The sequence below is a fragment of the Micromonospora sp. NPDC050784 genome, from assembly GCF_044456765.1.
Taxonomy (GTDB): domain Bacteria; phylum Actinomycetota; class Actinomycetes; order Mycobacteriales; family Micromonosporaceae; genus Micromonospora; species Micromonospora foliorum.
This window is the reverse complement of the sequence record NZ_JBITGG010000010.1, coordinates 37,946-60,448: the sequence shown is the minus strand read 5'-3', so window position 1 is coordinate 60,448 and position 22,503 is coordinate 37,946. Positions and strand designations below refer to the sequence as shown.

The following is a 22,503-nucleotide window of genomic DNA, read 5'->3' as shown; positions in this document are numbered from 1 at the left end:
TGTCGTTGCACGTGAAACATCGTGATCATCGATGCCCGCTACCGGTCATTGGTCACTCAGTGTGAGTGGGCGGCGGACTCGCGCTGCTCGACCTCGGCCAGCGCGGCGAGCAACGTCTGCACCTCCTGCGCGCCGGAGACCGCGTACTTTCCGGCCAGCACGAAGGTCGGCACGCTGGTGATGCCCAGATCCCGGGCGGCGGCCAGGTCGGCGGCGACGTCGGCGACGCGCTCGTCGGAGTCGAGGAACCTGCGCGCGTCGGCCGCGTCCAGGCCGATCTCGCCGGCCAGGGAGGCCAGCGCCTCTCGCGACCCGACGTCGACCCCGTGGTTGAAGTGCGCCTGGTAGAGCGCCTCCACCATGTCGGCCGCCCTGCCCTGGTCGGTCGCCCAGGAGACCAGCCGGTGCGCCTCGAAGGTGTTGGCGATCACCGCGCGGTCGTAGTCGAGCCGCAGCCCGTCCGCCGCCGCGACCTGGGTCACGTGGTCGACCATCTGTCGGGCGCGCTCCGGGCCGCCGAACTTGCCGGCCAGCGCCTCCACCAGTGGAAGGGGCTGCGGCACCGGCGACGGGTCGAGCTGGAACGGTCGGTAGCGGACCGTCACCTCGCCCTCGTAGCTGGCGAGGGCCTCATCCAGGCGGCGCTTGCCGATGTAGCACCACGGGCAGATGACGTCCGCGTAGATCTCGATCTCCATGATCGGTGGCAACCTCGTGGTCAGGCGAGTTGTTCCCGGATCTGCCGCTTGAGCCGGCCCAGGATCGCCGTCCCCCCGCGGATCCGCAGTGGGCTGATCGCCTGCGCCAGCCCCATCCGCTGGTAGAGGTCGTCCGGCACGGCCAGCACCTGCTCGGCGCTCGCCCCCGCCAGCCCTTCGGCGAGGATCCCAGCGAACGCCCGGGTGGTGGGCGCCTCCGGTGGGCAGTCGAAGAGCGTCTCCACGGTGCCCTCCGGCGTCACCCGGGCGCGCAGGAAGAACGCCGTCTGACACTCGGGCACCTGCTCCATGCCCTCGCGCTCCGCGGCGCCCTCCGGCAGCGCCGGGATGACGTCCGCGTACTCCAGGAGCATCTCCAACACCAGGTCGCGCGGCGCGGCGGCGAACTCGTCGACGATCTCGGCCAGTCGGGCCGGCATGTCAGCCATGCGTCGAGGCTACCGCCGTCGTGGGAGAGCCTCGGTCACACCGTGGGCGACTGCTCGCTGATCTCGCTGAGCGCGCTGGTGGGGTCGAGCTGCATTGCCAGGTCACCGAGGGAGACGATCCCCACCAGCTTGCGATCACTGTCACAGACCAGCACGCGTCGGATGCCCCGATCCCGCATGAGCGCCGCCGCCTCACCTGCCGTGCAGTGCTGTTCGATCATGACGACCTCACGGGTCACGATCGAGCCGATGGTGGTGGCCGCAGGGGAGCTGTTCTCCGCCACGGCCCGCACCACGATGTCGCGGTCGGTGAGCATGCCGGCGAGGCTGGCGCCGTCGGTGACCACCACATCACCGATGTCGGCCTCCTTCATCACCCTGGCCGCCTCGTCCAGGGTGGTCTCGGCCGGCAGGTAAACGACCTGCTTGGTCATCACGTCACTGACCCGGTAACCGGTCATGAGAGCCTCCGAAGACGTATCCACCCGATCCGACTGCACTACCCCGTGACGCCGCAGCTACACCAGGCTCGCACGTTCCTCGGCCACCTCGTGGACGAGTCGATCCACCAGACCGTCCAACGGCAGCTCGGTGCGCCCGTCACCGGCCCGCTCGCGCAGTTCGACGTACCCGTCGGAGAGCCGGCGGCCGACCACGACGGCCCGGGGGATGCCGATCAGCTCGGCGTCGGTGAACTTGACCCCGGCCGAGACGTGCGTGCGGTCGTCGACCAGCACCCGCAGGCCGGCGGCGGCGAGGCGTCCGCCGAGCTCCAGCGCCGCATCGAGCTGCGGGCCCTTGCCCGCGACCACCAGGTGTACGTCACACGGCGCGACCGCCGCCGGCCAGACCAACCCCCGGTCGTCGTGGTGCTGCTCGGCGACCGCCGCCACCGCCCGGGAAACCCCGATCCCGTAGCAGCCCATGGTCGGCCGGATCGGCTTGCCGGCTGGCCCGAGCACGTCGACCGCGAAGGCGTCGGTGAATCGGCGGCCGAGCTGGAAGATGTGGCCGATCTCGATGCCCCGCCGAATGGTCAGCTCGCCCGCCTCGCAGTCCGGACACGGGTCACCGGCGCGGACGTCGGACGCCTCGATGGTGCCGTCGGGAGTGAAGTCCCGGCCGCACACCACGTCGGTCGCGTGTCGGCCCGGCTCGTTCGCCCCGGTCAGCCAGGCCGACCCGGCCACCACCCGAGGATCGACCAGGTAACGGATGCCCAACTTGTCGAGCAGTTGCGGCCCGAGGTAGCCGCGAACCAACTCCGGATGCTCGGCCCACTCCTCGAAGACGGACACCTGCGCGGGGTGCAGTGCGGCAGCGACCCGCTTCAGGTCGACCTCCCGGTCACCGGGCAGACCGACGACCAAGGGCTCGGCCCGGTCTGCGCCCGGCTGACGAACGGACAAGACGACGTTCTTCAGGGTGTCGGCCTCGGTCCAGTCGTCCCGACCGCCCAACCGGCGCGCGTTGGCCAACTCCACCAGGCTCGCGATCGTCGGGGTCTCCGGAGTGTCGTGCACCTCGACGGCCGGCCGCGTGCTCGGGTCAACCGCGCTGGGCGCACGGGTGGCCACCGCCTCGGTGTTGGCCGCGTAGTCGCAGGAGGTGCAGCCCACGAAGGTGTCCTCGCCGACCGGCGTCGCCGCCAGGAACTCCTCCGACGCGGAACCCCCCATCGCGCCGGACATCGCCTGCACCACCGTGTAGTCCAACCCCAACCGGTCGAAGATCCGCCGGTACGCGGCGCGATGCCGCCCGTACGCGTCCCGCAGCCCCGCCTCGTCCAGGTCGAAGGAGTACGCGTCCTTCATCAGGAACTCCCGGCCGCGCAGCAACCCGGCACGCGGGCGCGCCTCGTCGCGGAACTTCGTCTGCACCTGGAACAGCGTCACCGGGAAGTCCCGGTACGAGGTGAACAGGTCCTTGACCAGCAGCGCCGCCATCTCCTCGTGAGTGGGCGCCAACAGGTGCTCGGCGCCGCGCCGGTCGGCGAGGGTGAAGATGTCGTCGCCGTACTCCGTCCACCGGCCGCTCGTCCGGTACGGCTCGGCGGGCAGCAGCGCCGGGAAGTGCACCTCCTGGTCACCGATCGCGAGCAGTTCGCCCCGCACCACCTCGGTGATCCGATCCAGCACCAGCTTGCCCAGCGGCAGCCAGGTGTAGCCGCCCGGTGCGGCACGACGGATGTAGCCGGCGCGCAGCAGCAGCCGGTGGCTCGGCACCTCCGCGTCGGCCGGATCCTCGCGCAGGGTCCGCAGCAACAGGGTCGACATGCGTAGCAGCATCCGAGCAGCCTACGACCGGTGCGACAGGATGAGCGATCCATTTCGATCCGCGCGGCAACCGCCGCCGGCAACCATCGGCACCGTTGCCGACGTCTGCAATGACACCAAGCCCACCGCACCCTGACCCCAAGGATCGGCCCGTGTGGACCCTCTGCTGAGTGAGTTCGACTCGTTCGTTCGTACCCGCACGCCAGCGCTGCTGCGCTCGGCCTACCTGCTCACCGGCGACCAGCACCTGGCCGAGGACCTCGTCCAGTCGGCCCTGGCCCGGACCCACCGCTCCTGGAACCGCCTGCACCACAGCGGCAACGCCGAGGCGTACACCCGCAAGATCATGTACCACCTACAGGTGTCCTGGTGGCGACGGCGCCGGGTACCCGAGTCGATGCCGGGCGACCTGCCCGAGCCACGCGGAGGCGACTCGGCCCCGGACCACGCCCACCAGACCAGTCTGCGGCTCACCCTACGGGCGGCACTGGCGAAGCTCTCCCCGAAGCAACGGGCCGTGCTGGTGCTGCGGTTCTTCGAGGACCGCACCGAGGCGGAGGCGGCGGACCTGCTCGGCGTCACGGTCGGCACCGTGAAGAGCCAGACGGCCAAGTCACTGGCCAGGCTGCGCGCCGTCGCGCCCGAACTCGCCGAGCTGTACGTCCTGGAAGGGAGCACCCGATGAACGACCAGCGCCTCCGGCTCGACCTGACCGCCCTGGCCGACGAGGTCACCTCGGTCGACCTGCGGGACCGCACGCTGCGTACGTCCCGCCGGCTCGGTATCCAACGGGCGGTGGCCACGTCGGCCGCCGCGCTGGTGCTGATCGCCGCGGCGGCGGGCACCGCCTTCGCCATCCGACCGGACCAGTCCCCGAACCCGCTGCCCGCCGACACCCCGTCGGTCACCGCGTCGCCGTCGCCGAGTTCGTCGCCCACCCCGACGCCCTCCACCAGCGCCGGCGACCCGGCCGGCACCCCGCCCAGCGGCGGGACGGGCAGCAACACCCCGTCCGTGCAGTTCGGCAAGCTCTTCTACGGCCCCGCCACGGTTGTCGAGGCGGAGACGGCGAACCTGCGGTCCTGGCGACCTGGCGACAGTCCGGTGCGACTGCTGGCTCTGCCCGCAGGCCCGGCAGCGAGCAACGCGAGCATCTCGCCGGACGGGCGCCGAGTGGCCTGGGTGGAGAGTGACGACAGCAACGAAAGCACCCTCGTCGTCGCCGACGCCGACGGCTCCGACAGGCAGGAGATGCGCTCGGACGTGGCGAGCAGCTGTTCCCCGGTCTGGTCGCCGGATGGGCGGCACCTGCTGTTCGTGGAGGCCGCCCCGGCGACAGGTGGGCCCGTTCGGCGCGGGGTGCTGGACACCCGCAGCGACAAGCGGACCGTCACCTGGTGGCCCGGTCAAGTCGATGGCTGCCACGCCCTCTGGTCGGCGGACGGTCGAACCATCGCCGTAGCCGTCGACATCGGGGTCACCCTCTATGCCACTGACGGCACGAAGAAGCGGGTTGTTCCCGGCTTCTCCATGAACAGTTGGCTCACCCACGACATCGCCAGCCTGTCCTCGGACGGCTCTCGGATCGCTCTGCTGCGGAGGAAGCCCGGCGAGGAGTCCGGCGACATCGCTCGTGAACTGCGGGTCAACGCGGTACTGGACACCCGCAGTGGCAAGCAGGTCACCTTGCCAGTGGGCGGGCGCGCCGTGCAGCAGGTCTACTTCCAGTCGGACGGGTCGATGGTCGTGCGGGTCAAGGCCGGCAACGGGTACGCGGTGCTGTTGGTCGACGAGGACGGGAAGAAGATCTCTGAGACCGCCGAGCCGGTGAGTCTGAAGGATATGCAGATCCTGGCCGTCGTCGACTGACGATCAGCGCGAGATGGGCGGGCCACCCTCGGGTGGCCCGCCCTTCCTGCGTCTGCGTACCGCTGGCGGGCCGGTGTTGATCACCGTCGGTGAGCTGCGGAAAAGGTTGCCGGTGTGAGCGGATCCGACTGTCCGGTAGTTGCGCTCTGCGGCGGCAACTCGCCACGGCCAGGGGCTCGTCTTGGGTGGTGTCAGGCACGGTAAGCCTCCACAAAGGATGAATACGATGAACCTCGGCCCGTTCACCCACACCACCCGTTCCGCCTCGGCCCGCCGTTCCGGCGCGCTCGCCGGTACGGCCGCCCTGCTGCTCCTGACGTTCGGTGCCGCTGCCTGCGGCACCGCCGACCCGAAGGCCGCGCCCGCTCCGGCCGAAACCGCCACCGCCACTCCCGCAGCCGGCGACACCTCGGCCGCCGGCACGGGCGGCTCCGTGCCGGATGCGGCTCCGGCGGCGCCGGCTGTTGCGCCGGCCCGCCCGGCCGTGGGCTCGACGCAGTGGCCGCAGCTCACCTGGTACACCGAAGAGGAGCACGGCCAGAAGCAGAACGACCCAGCCCGGATCTGGCGGCGTACCCCTGCTGGGACGTGGCAGGTGGTGCGTTCGGGCCGTCCCGAGAACGGCACGCTCGGCGGCCCGCTCGCCGTCTCGCCGGACGGCCGACGGGCGGCCTGGGTGGAAGGGTCCGCCCGTCGCCTGGTGATCAGCGGGTTCGACGGCACGAAGCGGCACGTCATCCCGACCCAGGGCCAGCTGACCTGCGAGCCGAGCTGGCTCGACTCCGGGCGGGTGCTGTACGGCCTGGGCCGGGTGGAGGATTGGACTGTCATCGCGATCAACGCCGATGGGACGGGCCGGAAGGTGCTCGCCACCCACCAGGCGAAGTGCCCGACGGCGTCCGGTGGATGGATCGCCCAGTTCACCAATCGGGCGCTGAGCATCCGCAACGAGCGTGGCAGCACCCGCTCGATCACCCCGCGCATCCCCGCCGGCCTCGCCATCGGTGGGGTGGCTGCGATCTCCGGCAACGGCCGGACGCTGGTGATCAGCGCCCACACGCTCAGCCCCGGTGGATGTGGGTGCAGCGAGCGGTTCCGCAACTACCGGCTCGACGCCGCCAGCGGGGCCGTCACCGAGTTGGCGCCGTTGGACCCGGCGTGGAAGCAGCCGACCGGGCACGGCCAAGCCATCGACGGGGTCGTCCTGGCCGACGGCGGTCTGGTGGTGCAGGTCAACGCGGCGACCCCGGCCGACGGCGCGCCGGCCTACCGGTTGGTCCGGTATGCGGCCAACGGCCGGGTGCTGGCCACCGCGTCGGTACCCGCCGGCCAGCCGTGGGGCGGCCTGCTGGGCTGAGCCAGCGGTGCAGCGTCACCGGGTACGAGGGACCGGCCACTCACGGGGGTGGCCGGTCCCGCCCGTCGTGTGCGCCATGACCTCCGACACGTCGTGGATTCGGGGCGGTACCGCGCGTTCCTGCGGTGACAGACTGGTCGCCGCAGGCAACGGGTGGCGTGAGGGAGGCGCGGGTGCGCTGGCGCAGTTTTGTCGCGGTCGGGGACAGCTTCACCGAGGGTATGGACGACGCGTACCCGGACGGCACCTACCGGGGCTGGGCGGACCTGGTGGCGACCCGGCTCGCCGCCGACGCGGGGCCCGACTTCCGGTACGCCAACCTGGCCATCCGGGGCCGGCTCTTCCCCAGCGTGGTCGCCGAGCAGGTGCCCTCCGCCGTGGCGATGAAGCCGGATCTGATCAGCTTCGCGGCCGGCGGTAACGACGTGCTGCGTCGCACCTTCGACCCGGACACGCTTGTCGCCCGCTTCGACGAGGTGGTCCGGCAACTGCGCTCGGGCGGCGCGGACGTGCTCCTCTTCCGGTTCGCGGACGTGATGGCCCGACTGCCCGGCCAACGCCTCGTCGCCCCCCGGGTGCAGTTGCTCAACCAGGCGGTCGGTGAGACCGCCGAGCGGCACGGCGCCATTATGGTCGACCTGTACGCCGACGACACGTTCCTCAACCCGATGCTCTGGAGCACCGACCGTTTGCACCTCTCCCCGGCCGGCCACCGCCGGGTCGCCGGGCAGGTGTTGAACGCCCTCGGGGTTGGTTGCGACGAGGAGTGGTTGATGGTCCCGCCGCACCCGGCGCCCTCGCCGTGGCTGGCCGCCCGCGCCGCCGACCTGCGGTGGGCCGGCCAGCACCTCGCCCCCTGGGTGAAGCGGCGGCTGACCGGTCGGTCGTCCGGCGACACGGTGACGGCGAAGCGCCCGCAACTCGGCCCGCTCGTCGACTGAGCGTGCTCACCCTGCACACCGCGGCACTGCTGCGCCGCGACCGGGACGGCGAGCCGGTGCCGGAGCACGCCGTGCTGGTCAGTGGCGACCGGGTCGAGGCCGTCGGTCCGCTGGTCGAGCTGAGTTCCGCGTACGCCGGTGCCCGGGTTCGCCGCTGGCCCGGCACGCTGGGGCCGGGTCTGCTGCACGACCGACCGCTGCCGCCCGCGCCGACCCCGCGCGAGCGGGTGCACGCGCTGCTGCGTACCGGGGTGACGGCGGTGCTGGCCGAACACCTGGCCGACCCGGCGCTGCGCGCCGCCGCCGAGCGGAGCGACCTGCTGGTGCTGCCCACCGCCGTGGCGCCGACGCTGCGCGCGGACGGGCGGGCCGACCTCGCGGTGCACGGCGTCGACGGCACCTGCCTGGTGACCGTGGTCGCCGGTCGGATCGTCCACCGCCGCGCCTGAACAGGTCGATCCGCCTCCACTGTGGATTGGTCGATCGAATCGGGGTCGCCCGATGTCCGCCGTCCTCGATAGCATCCGCTGCCCCCGCTGATCGGAAGGCGGGGACATCGGGGAAAGGTGGATGAGGGATGACCCTCATACCTGGCACGACGACATCCGCAAGACCGGTCCGGGCACTGCTGGCCACGGGGCTCTCCGTGGCGGTCGCCGCCGGGACGCTCACGCTCACGGCCGCGCCGGCCGCAGCGAACGACGTCCGGTACGCGCTCTCCGTCGGCGACAACCAGCCGCCGGGTGTGCCGACCGAGCTGCAAACCTCCGGCGAGCCGTGTACGACGGCCGAGCCGTACCAGTTGTGGCAGAACGACGACCTGGTGCTCTCCGCCATCCTGCACGACCCGGACGTCGACGTGAACGGTGGCACCGACCGGTTGACCGCGACCTTCGCGCTCTGGCCGGTGGACGAGCCGGCGGCTCGCGTCGAGCGGTTCGGATTCAACGGCCGGGAGGGCGATCGGGAGAGCGCCCTCTTCGAACGGGAAACGCTCACCCACGACCGGGTGTACGCGTGGCAGGTCCGGGCGACGGACAGCCAGGCGACCGGCGAGTGGAGTGGCCTCTGCTACCTCCGGACCGACTTCCAGGGTCCGGAGGTCGCGCCGGTCGTCACCTCAACCGACTTCCCCGTCGAGGGCTGGCACCCGGCGCTGCCGGGTCAGTTCACCTTCGACGCGGCGGCGACCCCGGACGCGGTCGGCTTCCGGTACGAGCTGCTCGGCGGCGATGGTGTCCACACGGTGCCGGCGGACCAACCCGGCGGATCGGCCACGGTCACGCTCCGCCCGACGGCGGGACCCAGAACCCTCGTGGTGTGGAGCCTGGACGCGGCCGGGAACAGGTCGCCCGAGGCGCGGTACGAGTTCCGGGCCAGCGACGTCGCGCCGATCGTCACCGGCAGACTCACCGAGATCGGCGTGCCGACCACGTTCACCGTGCAGCCGCAGATGGCAGGGGTGGTCCGCTACCGGTTCCAGCTGGACGGCGACCCCGAGCAGACGGTGGAGGCGGCGGCCGACGGCACCGCCGCGCTGACCGTCACCGCGACCCGGGGCGGCAACCGGACGCTCTCCGTGACCAGTGTGACCGCCGACGGTGTGACCGCCACCACGACGAGCACCTTCGTGCTGTCCACCACCCCGAAGATCACCGCGACGGTCTACCGGCAGGGTGGCACCAGCGGGGGGCCGGGCGTGCCCGGTGTCTTCACCTTCACCCCACGCCAGCCCGACGTGGTCAGCTACCGCTACAGCTTCAACACGGCGACCAGCACCGTGGCCGCGGCGGCCGACGGCACCGCGTCGGTGACCTGGACGCCGACCAAGGCCGGTCTGACCATGCTCTCCGTCTGGAGCATCGACCGGAACGGCATCCAGTCGACTTCGGCGTCCTTCATCTTCTTCGTCGGCAACCAGCCGCCGAGCAACTTGGCGCAGGCCGGCGACCAGTAGAGCGCCGGCCGGCCGGCCCACCATCCCGTGCGGGTGGTGGGCCGGTCCCGTTACAGCGGTCGTCGAGGGCGATCCGGCGTACCTTGGGGATCATGTCTGTGCCGAACGATCCCGATCCCCGCCTCCAGTCGTACGCCGACCCGCAGCGGCTTGTCACCACCGAGTGGCTGGCCGAGCATCTGGGCGACGAGGGTCTCGTCGTCGTCGAGTCCGACGAGGACGTGCTGCTCTACGAATCCGGTCACATTCCCGGCGCCGTCAAGGTCGACTGGCACCTGGAGCTGAACGATCAGGTGACCCGGGACTACCTGGACGCGAAGAGCTTCGCCGAGCTGTGTGCCGCGAAGGGCATCGGCCGGGGCGACACGGTCGTCTTCTACGGCGACAACTTCAACTGGTGGGCGGCGTACGCCCTCTGGGTCTTCTCGCTCTTCGGCCACGCCGATGTGCGGCTGCTCGACGGCGGCCGGCAGAAGTGGATCGCCGAGGGACGCGAGCTGACCCGCGACAAGCCGGCTCGTCCGCGCGCCGACTACCCGGTGCCGCTCCGTGACGACGCGCCGCTGCGGGCCTTCCGTGAGCAGGTCATGGCGCACGTCGCCTCGGGCCGGCCACTTGTCGACGTCCGGTCGCCAAGTGAGTACACGGGCGAGACGCTGCACATGCCGAACTACCCGCAGGAGGGTGCGCTGCGCGGCGGGCACATCCCGGGCGCGGTCAGCAAGCCGTGGAAGTCCGCCGCCAACGAGGACGGCACGTTCAAGTCCGCCGACGAGCTGAAGGCGATCTACGCCGACCAGCTCGGGCTGAGCCCCGACGACGACGTGATCGCGTACTGCCGGATCGGCGAGCGGTCCAGCCACACCTGGTTCGTGCTGCGGCACCTGCTGGGCTACCCGCAGGTGCGCAACTACGACGGCTCGTGGACCGAGTGGGGCAACCTGGTCCGGGCACCAGTCGTCAAGGGCGACCAGCCCGGCGGCCTGGCCGCCTGACCGGCACGACCGTCCCCGCGTGACAGTGAACGTCGCGCGGGGACGGTGTCTCAGCCCGCGAGTGCGATCACGCCGCGCAGGTCGCGGACGATACCGGTGATCTCGCCGGTCTCCGGGTGCCAGCGCGCCAGGGCGGCCGGTTCCAGTCGGAGTAGCACCGCACCCTTGTTGTCCCAGCCCAGGACCTCGCAGCAGCCCTTGGCGCGCTCCCGGCCCAGGTCGAGCACGTGGAGCACGGCGCCGGTCCGCGCGTCCAGCACGGCTGCCCCCTCGGCACCGTCGATCTCGTTGCTGGTGATCCAGGCTGCCCGGGCCAGTCGCTCGCCGTGCAGCCAGCCCCGGCCGTAGAACTCGTTGACCTGGTAGGGCGACGGCAGCGCCGAGCCGGTGACCGGCTGTTCGGAGCGGAGTTCACCCTCCCGGGCGGTCCTGCTGCGGAGCTTCAGGCTGGTCCTCTCGCCGTACACGTCGACCAACGGGGCCTCGCGGCCGGCGGCCGGGTCGGGCGCGATCAACTCCCAGGTCGACACGTCGATCGTGCTGGCCGCCCCGGTGGTCCGGTCCACCGCGTACGTCCGGTCGTCGCCCCCGACCAGCACCCGGTCGTGCGCCCACACCACCAGCTCCAGGTAGCCGTCGAGCGGTATCCGGCGGACGGCCGCCGTGGTGAGGTCGATCATGATCAGCTCTTTGGTCTGCGCGAACGCGGCCGACCGGCCGTCCGGCGACAGCACCCCCGGCTTCAGGGCGGGCGCCTCGTTGCCGCTCGCGTCCCGGCTCGGTGCCAACGTCACCACGTCGAGGCTGCGCACCACGCCGTCGTTGCCGAGCACCCGGACCGGGCCGTCCGCGTGATACTCCTCGTCCACCGGCTGGAACAGCGCCAGTGCCCGCTGGACCGGTCGTTCGGAGAGCGGCACGGTCGCCGGGTCACCGAGCCGGGCCAACGGATCGGGCGGGTAGGTCAGCTCGGCGGGCGGTTTCTGCACCGGACCCGCGTGGGTGGGGTCGACGGTCGGGGTCACCGTGGGGCCGACCGGAGGGACCGGCGCCGGATCGGCGGGCGGTCGCAGCGCCGCCACCGTGCCGCCACCGACCAGCACCACGGCCAGGGCGACCACTCCGACGGCCCGCCGGGTACGCCGGGTCCGCCGAGCCCGCTCCCACCCTGCGGCGGCCGGCTGGCTGGGCAGCACGTCCTCGACGCTGACGGTCAGCAGTCGGCGCAGTTCCTGCTCGTTCACGGGTTCACCTCCAGGCCGCCGGCCAGATCGGCCGAGCCTCGGCGCGGTCGGGCATCGCGGGCGAGGTCCGGGGCGACCTCGCGGAGTCGGCGCAGCGCGGCGTGACACTGGCTCTTCACGGTGCCGACGGTCACCCCGAGCGCCTCGGCGGTGGCGACCTCGGTCAGGTCCTCGTAGTAGCGCAACACCAGTACGGCCCGCTGCCGTGGTGGCAGGAGGCCCAGCGCGTCGTGCATCGTCAGCCGTAGCGCGCCGTCCCGGTCGTGGGCCACCTGATCCGGCGGTGCGGCGCTGAGCCATTCCCGCCGTCGGCGACGCCACCACGACACCGAGTCCCGGTAGAGGATGGCCCGCACGTACGCGGCGGGGTCGCCGTCGCGGACCGAGGACCAGCGCAGCGCCAGCTTCAGCAGTGCGTCCTGGAGGAGGTCTTCGGCCTGGTGCCGGTTGCCGCAGATCAGGTAGGCCGCGCGGAGCAGCCGGTGCTGGTGGTTCTCCACGAAGGTGAGGTAGCCGTCGCGTCCGTCGTCCCTCGTCGGCGCCATCCGCCCCCCTCCCGGCCGTCGCGGTGTACGCGTCACCTGGCAGACGCACGGGAGGTGGCAAAAGGTTGGGTCAGCTCGGTGGCGTTCCGGTCAGATAGCGCTGGAGGGTCGGCGCGACCCAGGAGACCAACTCCTCCGGCGTGGTGTCCACCATGGGCGGCAGGCGGACGATGTACCGGGTGAAGGCGAGGCCGAGGACCTGACTGGCCACCAGGCCGGCTCGTCGGGCGGTCACCGCCGGATCGCCGCCGAACGTGGCCACGGCGGCGGTGAGCTGGTCGGCGAAGATGCCGCGCATGCGTTCGGCCGCGCCGGGATTGGTGCTGGCGGCCCGCAGCAGCGCCACCAGGGTCTCGTCACCCTCCCAGCGGGCCAGGAAGTGCCGGACCAGCACCTCACCGAGTCGAGCGGGCGGCACCGAGGTCAGGTCGGGCAGGCGTAGGTCGAACTCTGCCGCCGCCGCGAAGAGCCCTTCCTTGCTGCCGTAGTAGCGCATGACCATCGACGGGTCGATCTGGGCGTCGGCGGCGATGGCCCGGATGGTGGCGCGCTCGTAGCCGTCCGCCGCGAACCGTTCCCGGGCCGCCCGCAGGATCGCCGCCCGGGTGGCGTCGGAGCGGCGGGGCTGGGTCGTCTGGGCGGACGGGGTCATGCCAACGACCGTATGCCAACAACTGTTGACACGCAATCGAGCGGGCTCTAGCTTTGCCAACAAGTGTTTGCCAACAGACGTTGGCAACGGTCTTCTGGAGGTGGCCATGCTGCCCACGAGCACCGACGTCCTGGTGGTGGGCGCCGGCCCCACCGGTCTCGCCACCGCGTTGACACTGGCCCGGCGCGGGGTCGAGGTGACGGTGCTGGACCGGTTGGCCGAGCCGCCGACGACCTCCCGCGCCGCCGTCGTGCACGCGTACACCCTGGAGGTGCTGGACCGGATCGGCGCCGCGGCGCCGCTGATCGCCCAGGCGGTGCGGACGCCGCGTTTCACCGTGCGCGACCGGGACCGGGTGCTGCTGTCGGTGCCGTTCCACGAGTTGCCGTCCCGCTTCCCCTACGCGCTGCTGGTCTCCCAGGCGGTCACCGAGGCCGTGCTCACCGAGGAGCTGGCCGAACTCGGTGTCCAGATACGACGGCCGTGCCAGCTCACCGGGCTCAGCCCCGCCGATGACGGCATGCTCGCGCAGGTCGACGGGGAGGCGCTGCGCGCCCGGTTCGTGGTCGGCGCGGACGGCCTGCACAGCACGGTCCGGCGGTTGGCCGGCATCGGCTTCACCGGCGGCAGCGACGAGGAGTCCTTCGTGCTCGCCGACGTGCGGGTGCGCAGCGTGCTGCCCCGCGACGAGGCGGCGCTCTTCCTCGCCCGCTCCGGACCGCTGGTCTGGGCACCCCTCCCCGGCGGCGTGGTCCGGTTGGTCGCCGCCGTGGAGACCGCCCCGGCCGAACCGGACGCGGCCTACCTCCAGGCGCTGCTCGACGAGCGCGGCCCGGCGCGACGACCCGACCGGGTGACCGAGGTGCTCTGGGGCTCCCGGTTCCGGGTGCACCACCGGATCGCCGACACCTTCCGAGCGGGGCCGGTGCTGCTGGCCGGCGACGCCGGTCACGTGCACAGCCCGGCCGGCGGGCAGGGCATGAACCTCGGCATCTGCGACGCGGTCGCGCTCGGCACCGCAGTGGCGGACGTGCTCGGCGGTGGCCCGGAGACGCTGCTCGACGACTACACCGCCCGGCAACGGCCGATGGCCGAGGACGTGCTGAGCTTCGCCGCCGGGCTGACCAGGTTGGCCGGCGTCTCCCCGGCCCGTCGGCCGGCCCGGGACGTGCTGCTCCGGCTGCTCGGTGCCGTCCCACCGGCCCGTCGGCGGATCGCGCTGCGCCTGTCCGGGCTGTCGCACCGGGAGCGGACGCCGGGTTAGGCCGTGCGGCTCAACACGGCGGGGGCGACCGGTCGCAGCGTCCGCCAGGCGGCGAGCGTGACAAGCGCGAACGTCCCCGCCGCCGCGCCCGCCACCGGCACCGTGCCGTACGCCGCGGCGGCCAACCCGGCGAGCGCCGCCCCGAGCGGTGCGGTGAGCAGACCGACCATCCGCTGGGCCGCACCGACCCGGCCGAGCAGTTCGCTCGGCACGTTCCGCTGCCCGTACGACGCCCACAGGCTGTTCCACACCACAGTGCCGGCGGCGAAGACGGCCAGCGCGATCCCGCCCGACACCGGGTGCCGGGCCAGCGCGAAGCCGGTCAGCGCCACGGTCTCCACGGCCAGCACGACGCGCAGCGCCGGCACCGTGCCGAGCCGGGCGGCGAGCCGCCCCGCACCGAGTGCTCCCGCCACGCCTCCGACGATGGCGGCGGCGGTGAACAGCCCGTACCCGGCCGGCGGCACCCGCAGCACGTCCAGCGCGTAGAGCACCAGCACCGCCATGATTCCGCTGATCGCCAGGTTGCTCGCGGCGGTGAGCACTGTGACCCGCCACAGGGTCCGGTGCGCCCGCAGCCAGCGCAGCCCCTCGACGATCTCGCTCCACACCGAGCCGCGCCGGGTTCTCGGCCGTGCGTTCGCGTTCCCGACCGGGGCGAGGGCCAGCACGAGCAGGGCGGCCGCCGTGAAGGTGACGGCGTCGAGGGCGAACGGGAGGGCCGGTGCGACGGCGAACAGGACACCGGCGGCGGGTGCCCCGAGGAAGCCACCGGCCACCGCGGACCCCGCCTGGAGCCGGCCGTTCGCCCGGGGCAGCGCGTCCGGCGGCACCAACGCGGGGAGCAGCGCGAACGAGGCGGAGTCGAAGAGAGTGCCCATCGTGGCGAGCAGAAACGCCGCCACCAGCAGCACCGGGACGCTGACCCGGTTGAGCGCGACCACCACGGCCAGCGCGGCCACCACGACAGCGCGTACCCCGTCGACCACTGCCATCGTCCGACGGCGGTCCCAGCGGTCCGCGTACACGCCGCCGAGCAGGCCGAAGAGCAACGGCGGCAACTGTGCCGCCACGGTGACCGCCGCGATGACCCGTGGGTCGCGGGTCACGGTCGCGGCCAACAGGGCCAGTGCCGGGGTACGCAGCGCGTCTCCGAACCGGGACGAGACGGCCGCGGACCACAGGAGCCGGAAGTCCCGGCCCAGAGCGGGGGAAGTCATGCCGGCGACCGTGCCGGTTCGACCGGGTCGAGGGTCAAGTCGCGCGGGCGAAAAGGGGACCGCGCCTGTCGGTGATCATGGGTACGGTGAGCGCCGGCATCGGGACCGGGGAGACATCAGGCGTGGACCACACTTTCCAGGTTGACCTACGTGGCGTGGTCGACCTGCTCAGTCATCACCTCTACGGCAGCCCGCGGGTCTACGTCCGCGAACTGCTCCAGAACGCGGTGGACGCGATCACCGCCCGGCGCGGGGCCGAACCGGACGCGCCGGCGCTGGTCCGCATCGAACCCCCGGACAGCACCGGCGACGGCACGCTCCGGGTCCACGACACCGGCATCGGCCTGACCGAGGCGCAGGTGCACGAGCTGTTGGCCACCATCGGCCGCAGCTCGAAGCGCGACGAGTTGGGCTTCTCCCGACACGAGTTCCTCGGCCAGTTCGGCATCGGCCTGCTCTCCTGCTTCCTGGTGGCCGACGAGATCCAGGTGCTCACCCGGCACGGCGACAACCCCACGGTCCGCTGGACCGGGTACGCCGACGGCCGCTACGCGGTGACCGTGGCCCCGCCGGAGGCCGCCCGCGCCGAGCCGGGCACCACCGTCACGCTGGTGCCCCGCCGCGACGCGGACCAGTGGTTCACCACCCCGACCGTCACCGACCTGGCCCGGCTCTTCGGCGCGCTGCTGCCGGTCACCGTCCGCGTCGGCGACGTCGTCACCACCACCGGGGAACCGCCCTGGCCGACCACGCCGGGTGCGCCACTGGACCGCGCGGCGCTGATCCGGTACGCCCGGGAGACGCTCGGCGTGGACCCGTTCGACGTGCTGCCGCTGGCCGTGCCGGAGGCCGGGCTGACCGGCGTCGCCGTCATCCTCCCGACCCCGGTGAACCCGGCGGCCCGAGCCGGGCACCGCGTCTACCTCAAGCGGATGCTGCTCACCGAGAACGCCGACGGGTTGCTGCCGGAGTGGGCGTTCTTCGCGCACTGCGTGGTGGACGCGACCGAGCTGCGCCCGACCGCCAGCCGGGAGGCCCTCTACGAGGACACTCTGCTGACCGCGACCCGGGAGGCGCTCGGCGACCAGGTCCGCGGCTGGCTGGTCCGGCTGGCCCGGCACGACCCGCACCGGCTGGCCGAGTTCCTCCAGGTGCACCACCTCGGCGTGAAGGCCCTGGCGCTGCACGACGACGAGATGCTCCGGCTGGTCGACAGGTGGTGGCCCATGGACACCAACGTCGGCACGCTCACCCTCGCCGAGTTCCGCGAGCGCTACGGCGTGGTCCGCTACGCGGCGAGCCTCGACGAGTTCCGTCAGCTCGCCGCGGTGGCCGCCGCGCAGGACCTGGCGGTGGTGAACGCCGGCTACACGTACGACACCGAGCTGATCGAGCGGCTGCCGGCGGTGGACCGCTCGGTGCTGATCGAGCGGCTGGAGCCCAGCGACCTCACCACCCGGTTCGACGCGCTCGACCCGCAGGTGGAGTTGGCGCTGCGACCGTTCCTCGCGGCGGCGCAGCGGGCCGTCGAGCGTTCCGGCTGCGAGGTGGTCATCCGGGCGTACGACCCGGTGTCGCTGCCCGCGCTCTACCTGGTCAGCAGGTCGGCCGCGTTCAACGACCAGCTCGCGGCCAGTCGGGACCGGGCCGACGAGCTGTGGGGTGGAGTGCTCGACGCGCTCGCCGCCACCGCCCCACCGGACCGTCCGCAGTTGGTGCTCAACCACCGCAACCCGCTGGTCCGACGGGTGGCCATGCTGAGCGACCCGGAGCTGGTCGGCCTCGCCGTCGAGGCGCTGTACGGGCAGGCGCTGTTGCTCGGCCACCATCCGATCCGCGCGGCCGACGCCGCATTGCTGAACGATTCCTTCCTCGGCCTGCTCGGCCGGGCTGTCCCGGGACGGGAGTGAGCATGAGCGACGAGGATCTGTGGCGGATGCTGCGCGGCATCTCCGACATGCCGTACGGGGCGGGGCAGATCGCCGCGCTGGAGCAGCTGCTGCGCCGGGTGGACGCCGCCGACGACCGGCACCTCGCGTTCGTCACCCGGATGCAGGCCACCACCGGCTACATCTACGGCGGTGAGCCGGCGAAGTCCTTCGTGACCTTCTCCTGGTGCCTGTCCGAGTTCGACCGGGACCCGCAGCCGTACCACCAGCGTCACCTGCACAACCTGCTCTGGCACTTCAAGTACATGGTCAACGGCCTGCTGAACTTCCCGGAGGTGCCGCTCGACCGCACGTACGCAGTGCTGGACGACATGGAACGCCGCTACCGGGCTGGCGGGCACAGCCTGCAGACCGTCCACAAGCACCGGTTCCGGGTCGCCGACCACGTGGGCGACGCCGAGGTGGCCGCGCACTGGTACCGGCTCTGGCAGACCACCCCGCGCGACGACCTGTCCGACTGCGCCGGTTGTGACCCGACGAGCCAGGTGGGCTACCTCGCCGACACCGGGCGGGACGCCGACGCGGTGGAGCTGGCCGAACCGGTGCTCGCCGGCCGGCTCAACTGCAACGAGCAGCCGCAGTCGATCCTCACCGCGCTGCTCCTGCCGTACCTGCGGACCGGGCGGGCCGAGGAGGCGCGGGACGCGCACCGGGAGGCGTACCGCCGGCTGCGCGGCAACCTCGCCAACCTGTGGGACATCGCGGACCACGTCGAGTTCTGCACGCTGACCGGCAACGGGGCGCGGGCGGTCGAGCTGGTCGAGCGGCACCTGGACTGGCTGGACCGGCCGCCGTCGCCGGCCGCCGCCATGCACTTCGCGGCGGCCGCCGCCGCGGCGCTGCGCCAGGCCGGCGCGTCGACCGTGTACCGCCGGGCCGCCGAGGGTCGGCCGGCCGCTGAGGTGGCGGCGGCGTCGTTGGCGGACGAGCTGGCCGACACCGCGACCGGTCTGGCCGCCCGGTTCGACGCCCGTAACGGCACCACCCACCAGTCGGAGTGGATCGCCCGCCGGCTGGCCGTGCAGGCGAGCGGGGAACATGTGCCGCTGTCGGCGAGCGTTCGCCGCCGCCCGGCCCGCCCGGCCCGTCCGGTCGGGGACGAGCCGATCGTCGGGCCGGGCACACCGGCGTCGTCCACCGAACGCGTGCGAACCGGTAAGGGTGAACGACCCGCCGTGACCGTGCCCGTCGACGCCGAGCCGGACGAGCTGCTGGACCTCGCGGAGCAGAGCTGGGGCCGGCACGACCGGGCCACCTTCCGGGCGGCGCTGATCGCCTTCGACGACCGGTTCGGCTCCGCTGAGCTGCCGGCACGCACGTCCGCGCACCGGCTGGCGCTGCGGGCGGCCGAGCGTGGCGACGAGGACGACATCGAGGGTGCGGTCAAGCTGAATCGGGCGGCGCTGGAGCTGTACCGGGAGGCGGGCGAGGAGGTGCCGGCCCAGACGGTCGCCGGGCGGCTCGGTGTGCTGTTGACCCGCTCCGACGAGGACGGCGACGAAGGTCTGCTGCTGGCCCGGGAGGCGGCCGAGGTCCTGGACCGGCTCGGCGACGCCCAGCAGCGGGCGGCCGGACACGACCGGGTGGCGTTGGCGCTGCTGCATCGCGAGCGTTGGGCGGACGCGCTCGCCGCGCTCGACCGGGTACCGGCCGACGCGGGCGGTGACCAGCACCTGATGGCCCGGATCGCACTGCACCGGGGGCACCTGCTGGAGCAGTTGGACCGCGTCGACGAGGCCCGCGCCGTCGTCGACGAGGCTCGCCGGATCGGCCGGGAGCTGGGCGTCGACGAGCTGCTCACGGGTGCCTGCCTGGCCTACGCGCGGCTGGTCGACGATCCGGCGGACGCCGTGGCGGCCTGCGACGAGGCGTTGGAGGCGGCACCGGCCGACGCGGAGCTGCCCGTCCGGGTCGCCCGAGCGCGGGCGTTGCTGTCGGCCGGCCGGGCCGTCGACGCGGTGGACGACTTCGTCGAGGCGGTGACGCTGTGCGTGGAGCGGGGCGCCGAGGGGGACGCGTTCCTGCGGTGGGAGCTGGCGAACGCGTACCGGATGGTGGGCCGACTCGCCGAGGCCGCCGAGGTCGCCGAGGAGGCCGTGCTGGGTCTGGATCGGCTGGGCGCCCAGGCGGAGGCCGATCGCTGCCGGCACCTGCTGGCCGGCGTCTACGCCGGACTTGGTGAGATCGACCCGGCGTTGGCCCTGCTGGAACAGTTGGCCAACAACCTGGATGGACCAGACAACCTTCCGCACCGGGCGCAGGTGCTGGAGGAGGCCGGCGGGATCCTCTACGACGCCGACCGGGACGCGGCGGCGGGCGAGCGGTTCGCCGCCGCCGCTGAGGCGTACCGGCTCGGTGACCTGCCGCTGGACGAGCTGCGCGCCCGCCGGCGGGAGACGTACGCCTGGTTCTGGGCCGACGACCGGGACGCGGCGTTGCGCGCCCTCGAGGTGGTGGACGGGTTGGCGGCGAAGCTGGCCGGGCAGGCCGAGCCGCCGGTGACGTACGAGTTGGCGATGGCGGCCGAGGCCGGAGCGCGGGTGCTCACCGGTGAGGACCGGCTGGACGAGGCGCTGGGCCGGCTTACCGGGGTGCCGGACCGGTTGCGGTCGATCGAGGCGTTCGGCGAGGCGGCCCAGGTGGAGGTCCTGGTCGGTGAGTTGCTGCTGCGCCTGGACCGGCCGGCCGAGGCGGAACCGCTGCTGCGCCGTGTGCTCGGTGGGCTGCCGGCCGCCTCGCGGCAGGTTCGCCAGACGGCCTGGCTGCTGGCTCGGACGCTGGATCTGCTCGATCGGCCCACGGAGGCCGCCGCGGTGCGCGCGGAGCATGACCTGGACCAGGACGACTGACCCTCACTGGCCGCCCCTGGCCAGGTCAGGGGCGGCCGGCCGCGGGTGGGCGGACCCGACCGGCAACCCAACGCGGGCGCCTCGCGGTCTAGGCTTGCCCGGTGACGGTGGAGCAGCAGGCACGGGGTGCGGCGGGTGCGGGCCGGCGCAGGTCCCGCAAGGACGAGATCCTGGAGATCGCGGTAGGTCTGTTCGCGGCGCGCGGCTACCACGGCGTGTCGATGGACGACATCGGCGCGGCCGCCGGGGTCACCGGTCCGGCGCTCTACCACCACTTCGCCGGCAAGGAGGCCATGCTGGCCGCCGCGCTGATCCCGGTCAGTGAGGGGTTGCTGGCCGGTGGGCGGGAACGCGCCGCCGGGGGCTCGGACGACCCGCGCGGCGTGCTGGAGTCGCTGATCGACTTCCACGTCGAGTTCGCGCTGGCCAACCCGGCGGTGATCGCGTTGCATTTGCACGAGTTGGACCGCCTGCCCGAGGAGCCACGGCGGCGGATCCGTCGTCTGCAACGGCTCTACGTCGAGGAGTGGGTGACCGTGCTCACCGCGCTGCACCCGGGCATGCCCGACGGTGAGGCGCGGGTGCTCGCGCACGCGGCGTTCGGCCTGATGAACTCGACCCCGTTCCTCGGTGGCGAGGTGGACCGGCGACGCCGCGCCGAGCTGCTGCGCGGCGCGACCCTGGCCGCACTGCTGGCCTGAGCCGACTCGTCAGAACCGTGCCGGTCATGATTCCCTGACATCGTCCCACCATCCGGACGCCGGGAGGAAACATGATCGAGTCACTGCTGGTCGCCAATCGGGGCGAGATCGCACGCCGGATCATCCGGACCGCCAAGCGGCTCGGCATTCGCGCGATCGCGGTGCACTCGGAGGCCGACGCCGACCTGCCGTTCGTCGCGGAGGCGGACGAGGCGGTCCTCATCGGTCCACCGAACCCGGCGCTGAGCTACCGCAACACCGAGGCGATCCTCGCCGCCGCGAAGTCGACGGGCGCGCAGGCCATCCACCCCGGGTACGGCTTCCTGTCGGAGAACGCCGAGTTCGCCCGTACCGTCGAGGCGAGCGGCCTGATCTGGGTCGGACCCGACGCGGACGCGATCACCGCAATGGGCGACAAGATCAATGCCCGGAACCTGATGGCGGCGGCCGGCGTTCCGGTCGCGCCCGGCACCACCGACCCGGCGGCCGACCTGGACGCGGCGGTGACCGCCGCCGCCGGGATCGGCTACCCGGTGATGGTCAAGGCCGCCGCCGGCGGTGGCGGCATGGGCATGGGGGTGGCCGTCGACGAGGCCGCGCTGCGCACCGAGTACGACAAGGTGCGCGCGTTCGCCGAGCGGATGTTCGGCGACGGCTCGGTGCTGATCGAGCGGTACTTTCCCCGGGTACGGCACGTCGAGGTGCAGATCCTCGGCCTGGCCGATGGTCGGGTGGTGGCGCTCGGCGAGCGGGAGTGCTCGGTGCAGCGGCGCAACCAGAAGCTGGTCGAGGAGTCCCCGTCGCCGGCGGTCTCGCCGGAGCTGCGGTCCCGTCTCCTGGCGGCGGCGGTGCGGGCCGGTGAGGCGGTCGGCTATCGCAACGCGGGCACGGTGGAGTGCCTGCTCGACCCAACCACCGGAGAGTTCTTCTTCTTGGAGATGAACACGCGGTTGCAGGTGGAGCACCCGGTGACCGAGTACGTCTACGGCATCGACCTGGTCGAGGAGCAGCTGCGGGTGGCCTCCGGGCTGGCGCCGACGTTCGACCCGGACGCGTTGACCCCGCGCGGCCATGCCATCGAGATGCGGATCAACGCGGAGGACCCGAAGCGGTTCCTGCCCGGCCCCGGTGTGATCAGGACGTGGGTCGAGCCGGCGGGCGAGGGTGTTCGGGTGGACTCCGGCTACACCGAGGGCAACACGGTCACCCCGTTCTACGACAGCCTGCTGGCCAAGCTGATCGTCAGCGGCGCGACCCGCGACGAGGTGCTCGAACGTGCGAAGGAGGCGGTGGCCGCCTTCCAGATCGAAGGCCCGAAGAACAACGTCCCCTTCTTCGCCGAGCTGCTGACCAACGAAGAGTTCCTCTCCGGCGCCTACGACACCGGAATCGTCTCCCGCATGCGCTGACCCCGCCCTTGTTGATCAAGAGGTTTACGTCAGGACTTGCGCCGCGGATGACGCAAACCTCTTGATCAACAGCGGGAGTGGCATGCTGGGAGGACCCCTAAGCACTGCTTTCGTCACAGTGAGGTGAC

General features: G+C 72.5%; 20 protein-coding genes. 12 read left to right on the top strand and 8 right to left on the bottom strand.

Annotation, left to right across the window (positions count from 1 at the left end):
• Nucleotides 1-56: 56 nt before the first annotated feature.
• The 4 genes from ACIBD9_RS15660 to ACIBD9_RS15645 are packed head-to-tail and all read right to left on the bottom strand — an operon-like array spanning nt 57 to nt 3,435.
• A complete protein-coding gene (locus tag ACIBD9_RS15660; RefSeq protein WP_396718124.1) occupies nt 57-698 on the bottom strand; it encodes a DsbA family protein in 642 nt (213 codons plus the stop codon).
• 20 nt (nt 699-718) lie between these two features.
• Nucleotides 719-1,147: a SufE family protein gene (locus tag ACIBD9_RS15655; protein WP_238661472.1), complete on the bottom strand. Its 429-nt coding sequence runs from the start codon at nt 1,145-1,147 to the stop codon at nt 719-721.
• A 35-nt stretch (nt 1,148-1,182) separates the two neighbouring features.
• On the bottom strand, nt 1,183-1,608 hold the full coding sequence (locus tag ACIBD9_RS15650; protein WP_030487636.1) for a CBS domain-containing protein: 426 nt from the start codon (nt 1,606-1,608) through the stop codon (nt 1,183-1,185).
• Nucleotides 1,609-1,665: 57 nt separating this feature from the next.
• Nucleotides 1,666-3,435 carry a proline--tRNA ligase gene (locus ACIBD9_RS15645; protein ID WP_396718121.1) on the bottom strand — a complete coding sequence of 590 codons (1,770 nt, stop codon included), beginning with the start codon at nt 3,433-3,435 and terminating at the stop codon, nt 1,666-1,668.
• A 142-nt stretch (nt 3,436-3,577) separates the two neighbouring features.
• Here ACIBD9_RS15645 and ACIBD9_RS15640 point away from each other — a divergent pair, with 142 nt between their 5' ends.
• The 7 genes from ACIBD9_RS15640 (at nt 3,578) to ACIBD9_RS15610 (ending at nt 10,542) form a co-directional block, all read left to right on the top strand.
• Entirely contained in the window at nt 3,578-4,108 is a 531-nt protein-coding gene (locus ACIBD9_RS15640) for a SigE family RNA polymerase sigma factor (RefSeq protein WP_238661470.1), read from the top strand.
• Nucleotides 4,105-5,292: a TolB family protein gene (locus ACIBD9_RS15635; RefSeq protein ID WP_396718118.1), complete on the top strand. Its 1,188-nt coding sequence runs from the start codon at nt 4,105-4,107 to the stop codon at nt 5,290-5,292. Before ACIBD9_RS15640 ends, ACIBD9_RS15635 begins: the two co-directional genes overlap by 4 nt.
• A gap of 226 nt (nt 5,293-5,518) precedes the next feature.
• Nucleotides 5,519-6,649, top strand: a complete 1,131-nt coding sequence (locus tag ACIBD9_RS15630) for a hypothetical protein (protein WP_396718116.1) — start codon at nt 5,519-5,521, stop codon at nt 6,647-6,649.
• Between the two features lie 173 nt (nt 6,650-6,822).
• Nucleotides 6,823-7,590: an SGNH/GDSL hydrolase family protein gene (locus tag ACIBD9_RS15625; protein ID WP_396718114.1), complete on the top strand. Its 768-nt coding sequence runs from the start codon at nt 6,823-6,825 to the stop codon at nt 7,588-7,590.
• Between the two features lie 2 nt (nt 7,591-7,592).
• Nucleotides 7,593-8,039, top strand: coding sequence for a hypothetical protein (locus ACIBD9_RS15620; protein WP_396718112.1), 447 nt, complete (start codon nt 7,593-7,595; stop codon nt 8,037-8,039).
• A gap of 128 nt (nt 8,040-8,167) precedes the next feature.
• Nucleotides 8,168-9,547, top strand: a complete 1,380-nt coding sequence (locus tag ACIBD9_RS15615; RefSeq protein ID WP_396718109.1) for a hypothetical protein — start codon at nt 8,168-8,170, stop codon at nt 9,545-9,547.
• Nucleotides 9,548-9,639: 92 nt separating this feature from the next.
• Nucleotides 9,640-10,542, top strand: coding sequence for a sulfurtransferase (locus ACIBD9_RS15610; protein ID WP_238659438.1), 903 nt, complete (start codon nt 9,640-9,642; stop codon nt 10,540-10,542).
• 50 nt (nt 10,543-10,592) lie between these two features.
• On the opposite strand, the gene ACIBD9_RS15605 is transcribed toward ACIBD9_RS15610, so the two are convergent.
• From ACIBD9_RS15605 to ACIBD9_RS15595, 3 genes are all read right to left on the bottom strand, one after another.
• Nucleotides 10,593-11,786: a hypothetical protein gene (locus ACIBD9_RS15605; protein ID WP_396718108.1), complete on the bottom strand. Its 1,194-nt coding sequence runs from the start codon at nt 11,784-11,786 to the stop codon at nt 10,593-10,595.
• The gene (locus tag ACIBD9_RS15600) at nt 11,783-12,331 is read right to left on the bottom strand and encodes a SigE family RNA polymerase sigma factor (RefSeq protein WP_396718106.1); all 549 of its coding nucleotides are present in this window, start codon (nt 12,329-12,331) and stop codon (nt 11,783-11,785) included. Before ACIBD9_RS15600 ends, ACIBD9_RS15605 begins: the two co-directional genes overlap by 4 nt.
• A 70-nt stretch (nt 12,332-12,401) precedes the next feature.
• Nucleotides 12,402-12,983 (bottom strand): TetR family transcriptional regulator, encoded by a 582-nt coding sequence (locus ACIBD9_RS15595; RefSeq protein ID WP_396718105.1) that lies wholly within the window; start codon nt 12,981-12,983, stop codon nt 12,402-12,404.
• A gap of 67 nt (nt 12,984-13,050) precedes the next feature.
• Between ACIBD9_RS15595 and ACIBD9_RS15590 the strand changes: the two genes are divergently transcribed.
• A complete protein-coding gene (locus ACIBD9_RS15590) occupies nt 13,051-14,247 on the top strand; it encodes an FAD-dependent oxidoreductase (protein WP_396718102.1) in 1,197 nt (398 codons plus the stop codon).
• Here the strand turns inward: ACIBD9_RS15590 and ACIBD9_RS15585 are convergent.
• Nucleotides 14,244-15,467 (bottom strand): MFS transporter, encoded by a 1,224-nt coding sequence (locus ACIBD9_RS15585; RefSeq protein WP_396718099.1) that lies wholly within the window; start codon nt 15,465-15,467, stop codon nt 14,244-14,246. The two genes, ACIBD9_RS15590 and ACIBD9_RS15585, sit on opposite strands and share 4 nt — an antisense overlap.
• A 122-nt stretch (nt 15,468-15,589) precedes the next feature.
• Between ACIBD9_RS15585 and ACIBD9_RS15580 the strand changes: the two genes are divergently transcribed.
• The 4 genes from ACIBD9_RS15580 (at nt 15,590) to ACIBD9_RS15565 (ending at nt 22,375) form a co-directional block, all read left to right on the top strand.
• Entirely contained in the window at nt 15,590-17,377 is a 1,788-nt protein-coding gene (locus ACIBD9_RS15580) for an HSP90 family protein (RefSeq protein ID WP_396718097.1), read from the top strand.
• Between the two features lie 2 nt (nt 17,378-17,379).
• Nucleotides 17,380-20,265 (top strand): hypothetical protein, encoded by a 2,886-nt coding sequence (locus tag ACIBD9_RS15575; protein WP_396718094.1) that lies wholly within the window; start codon nt 17,380-17,382, stop codon nt 20,263-20,265.
• Between the two features lie 101 nt (nt 20,266-20,366).
• Entirely contained in the window at nt 20,367-20,966 is a 600-nt protein-coding gene (locus ACIBD9_RS15570) for a TetR/AcrR family transcriptional regulator (protein ID WP_112601222.1), read from the top strand.
• 71 nt (nt 20,967-21,037) lie between these two features.
• Nucleotides 21,038-22,375: an acetyl/propionyl/methylcrotonyl-CoA carboxylase subunit alpha gene (locus ACIBD9_RS15565; RefSeq protein ID WP_396718092.1), complete on the top strand. Its 1,338-nt coding sequence runs from the start codon at nt 21,038-21,040 to the stop codon at nt 22,373-22,375.
• The last annotated feature ends 128 nt before the right edge of the window (nt 22,376-22,503 follow it).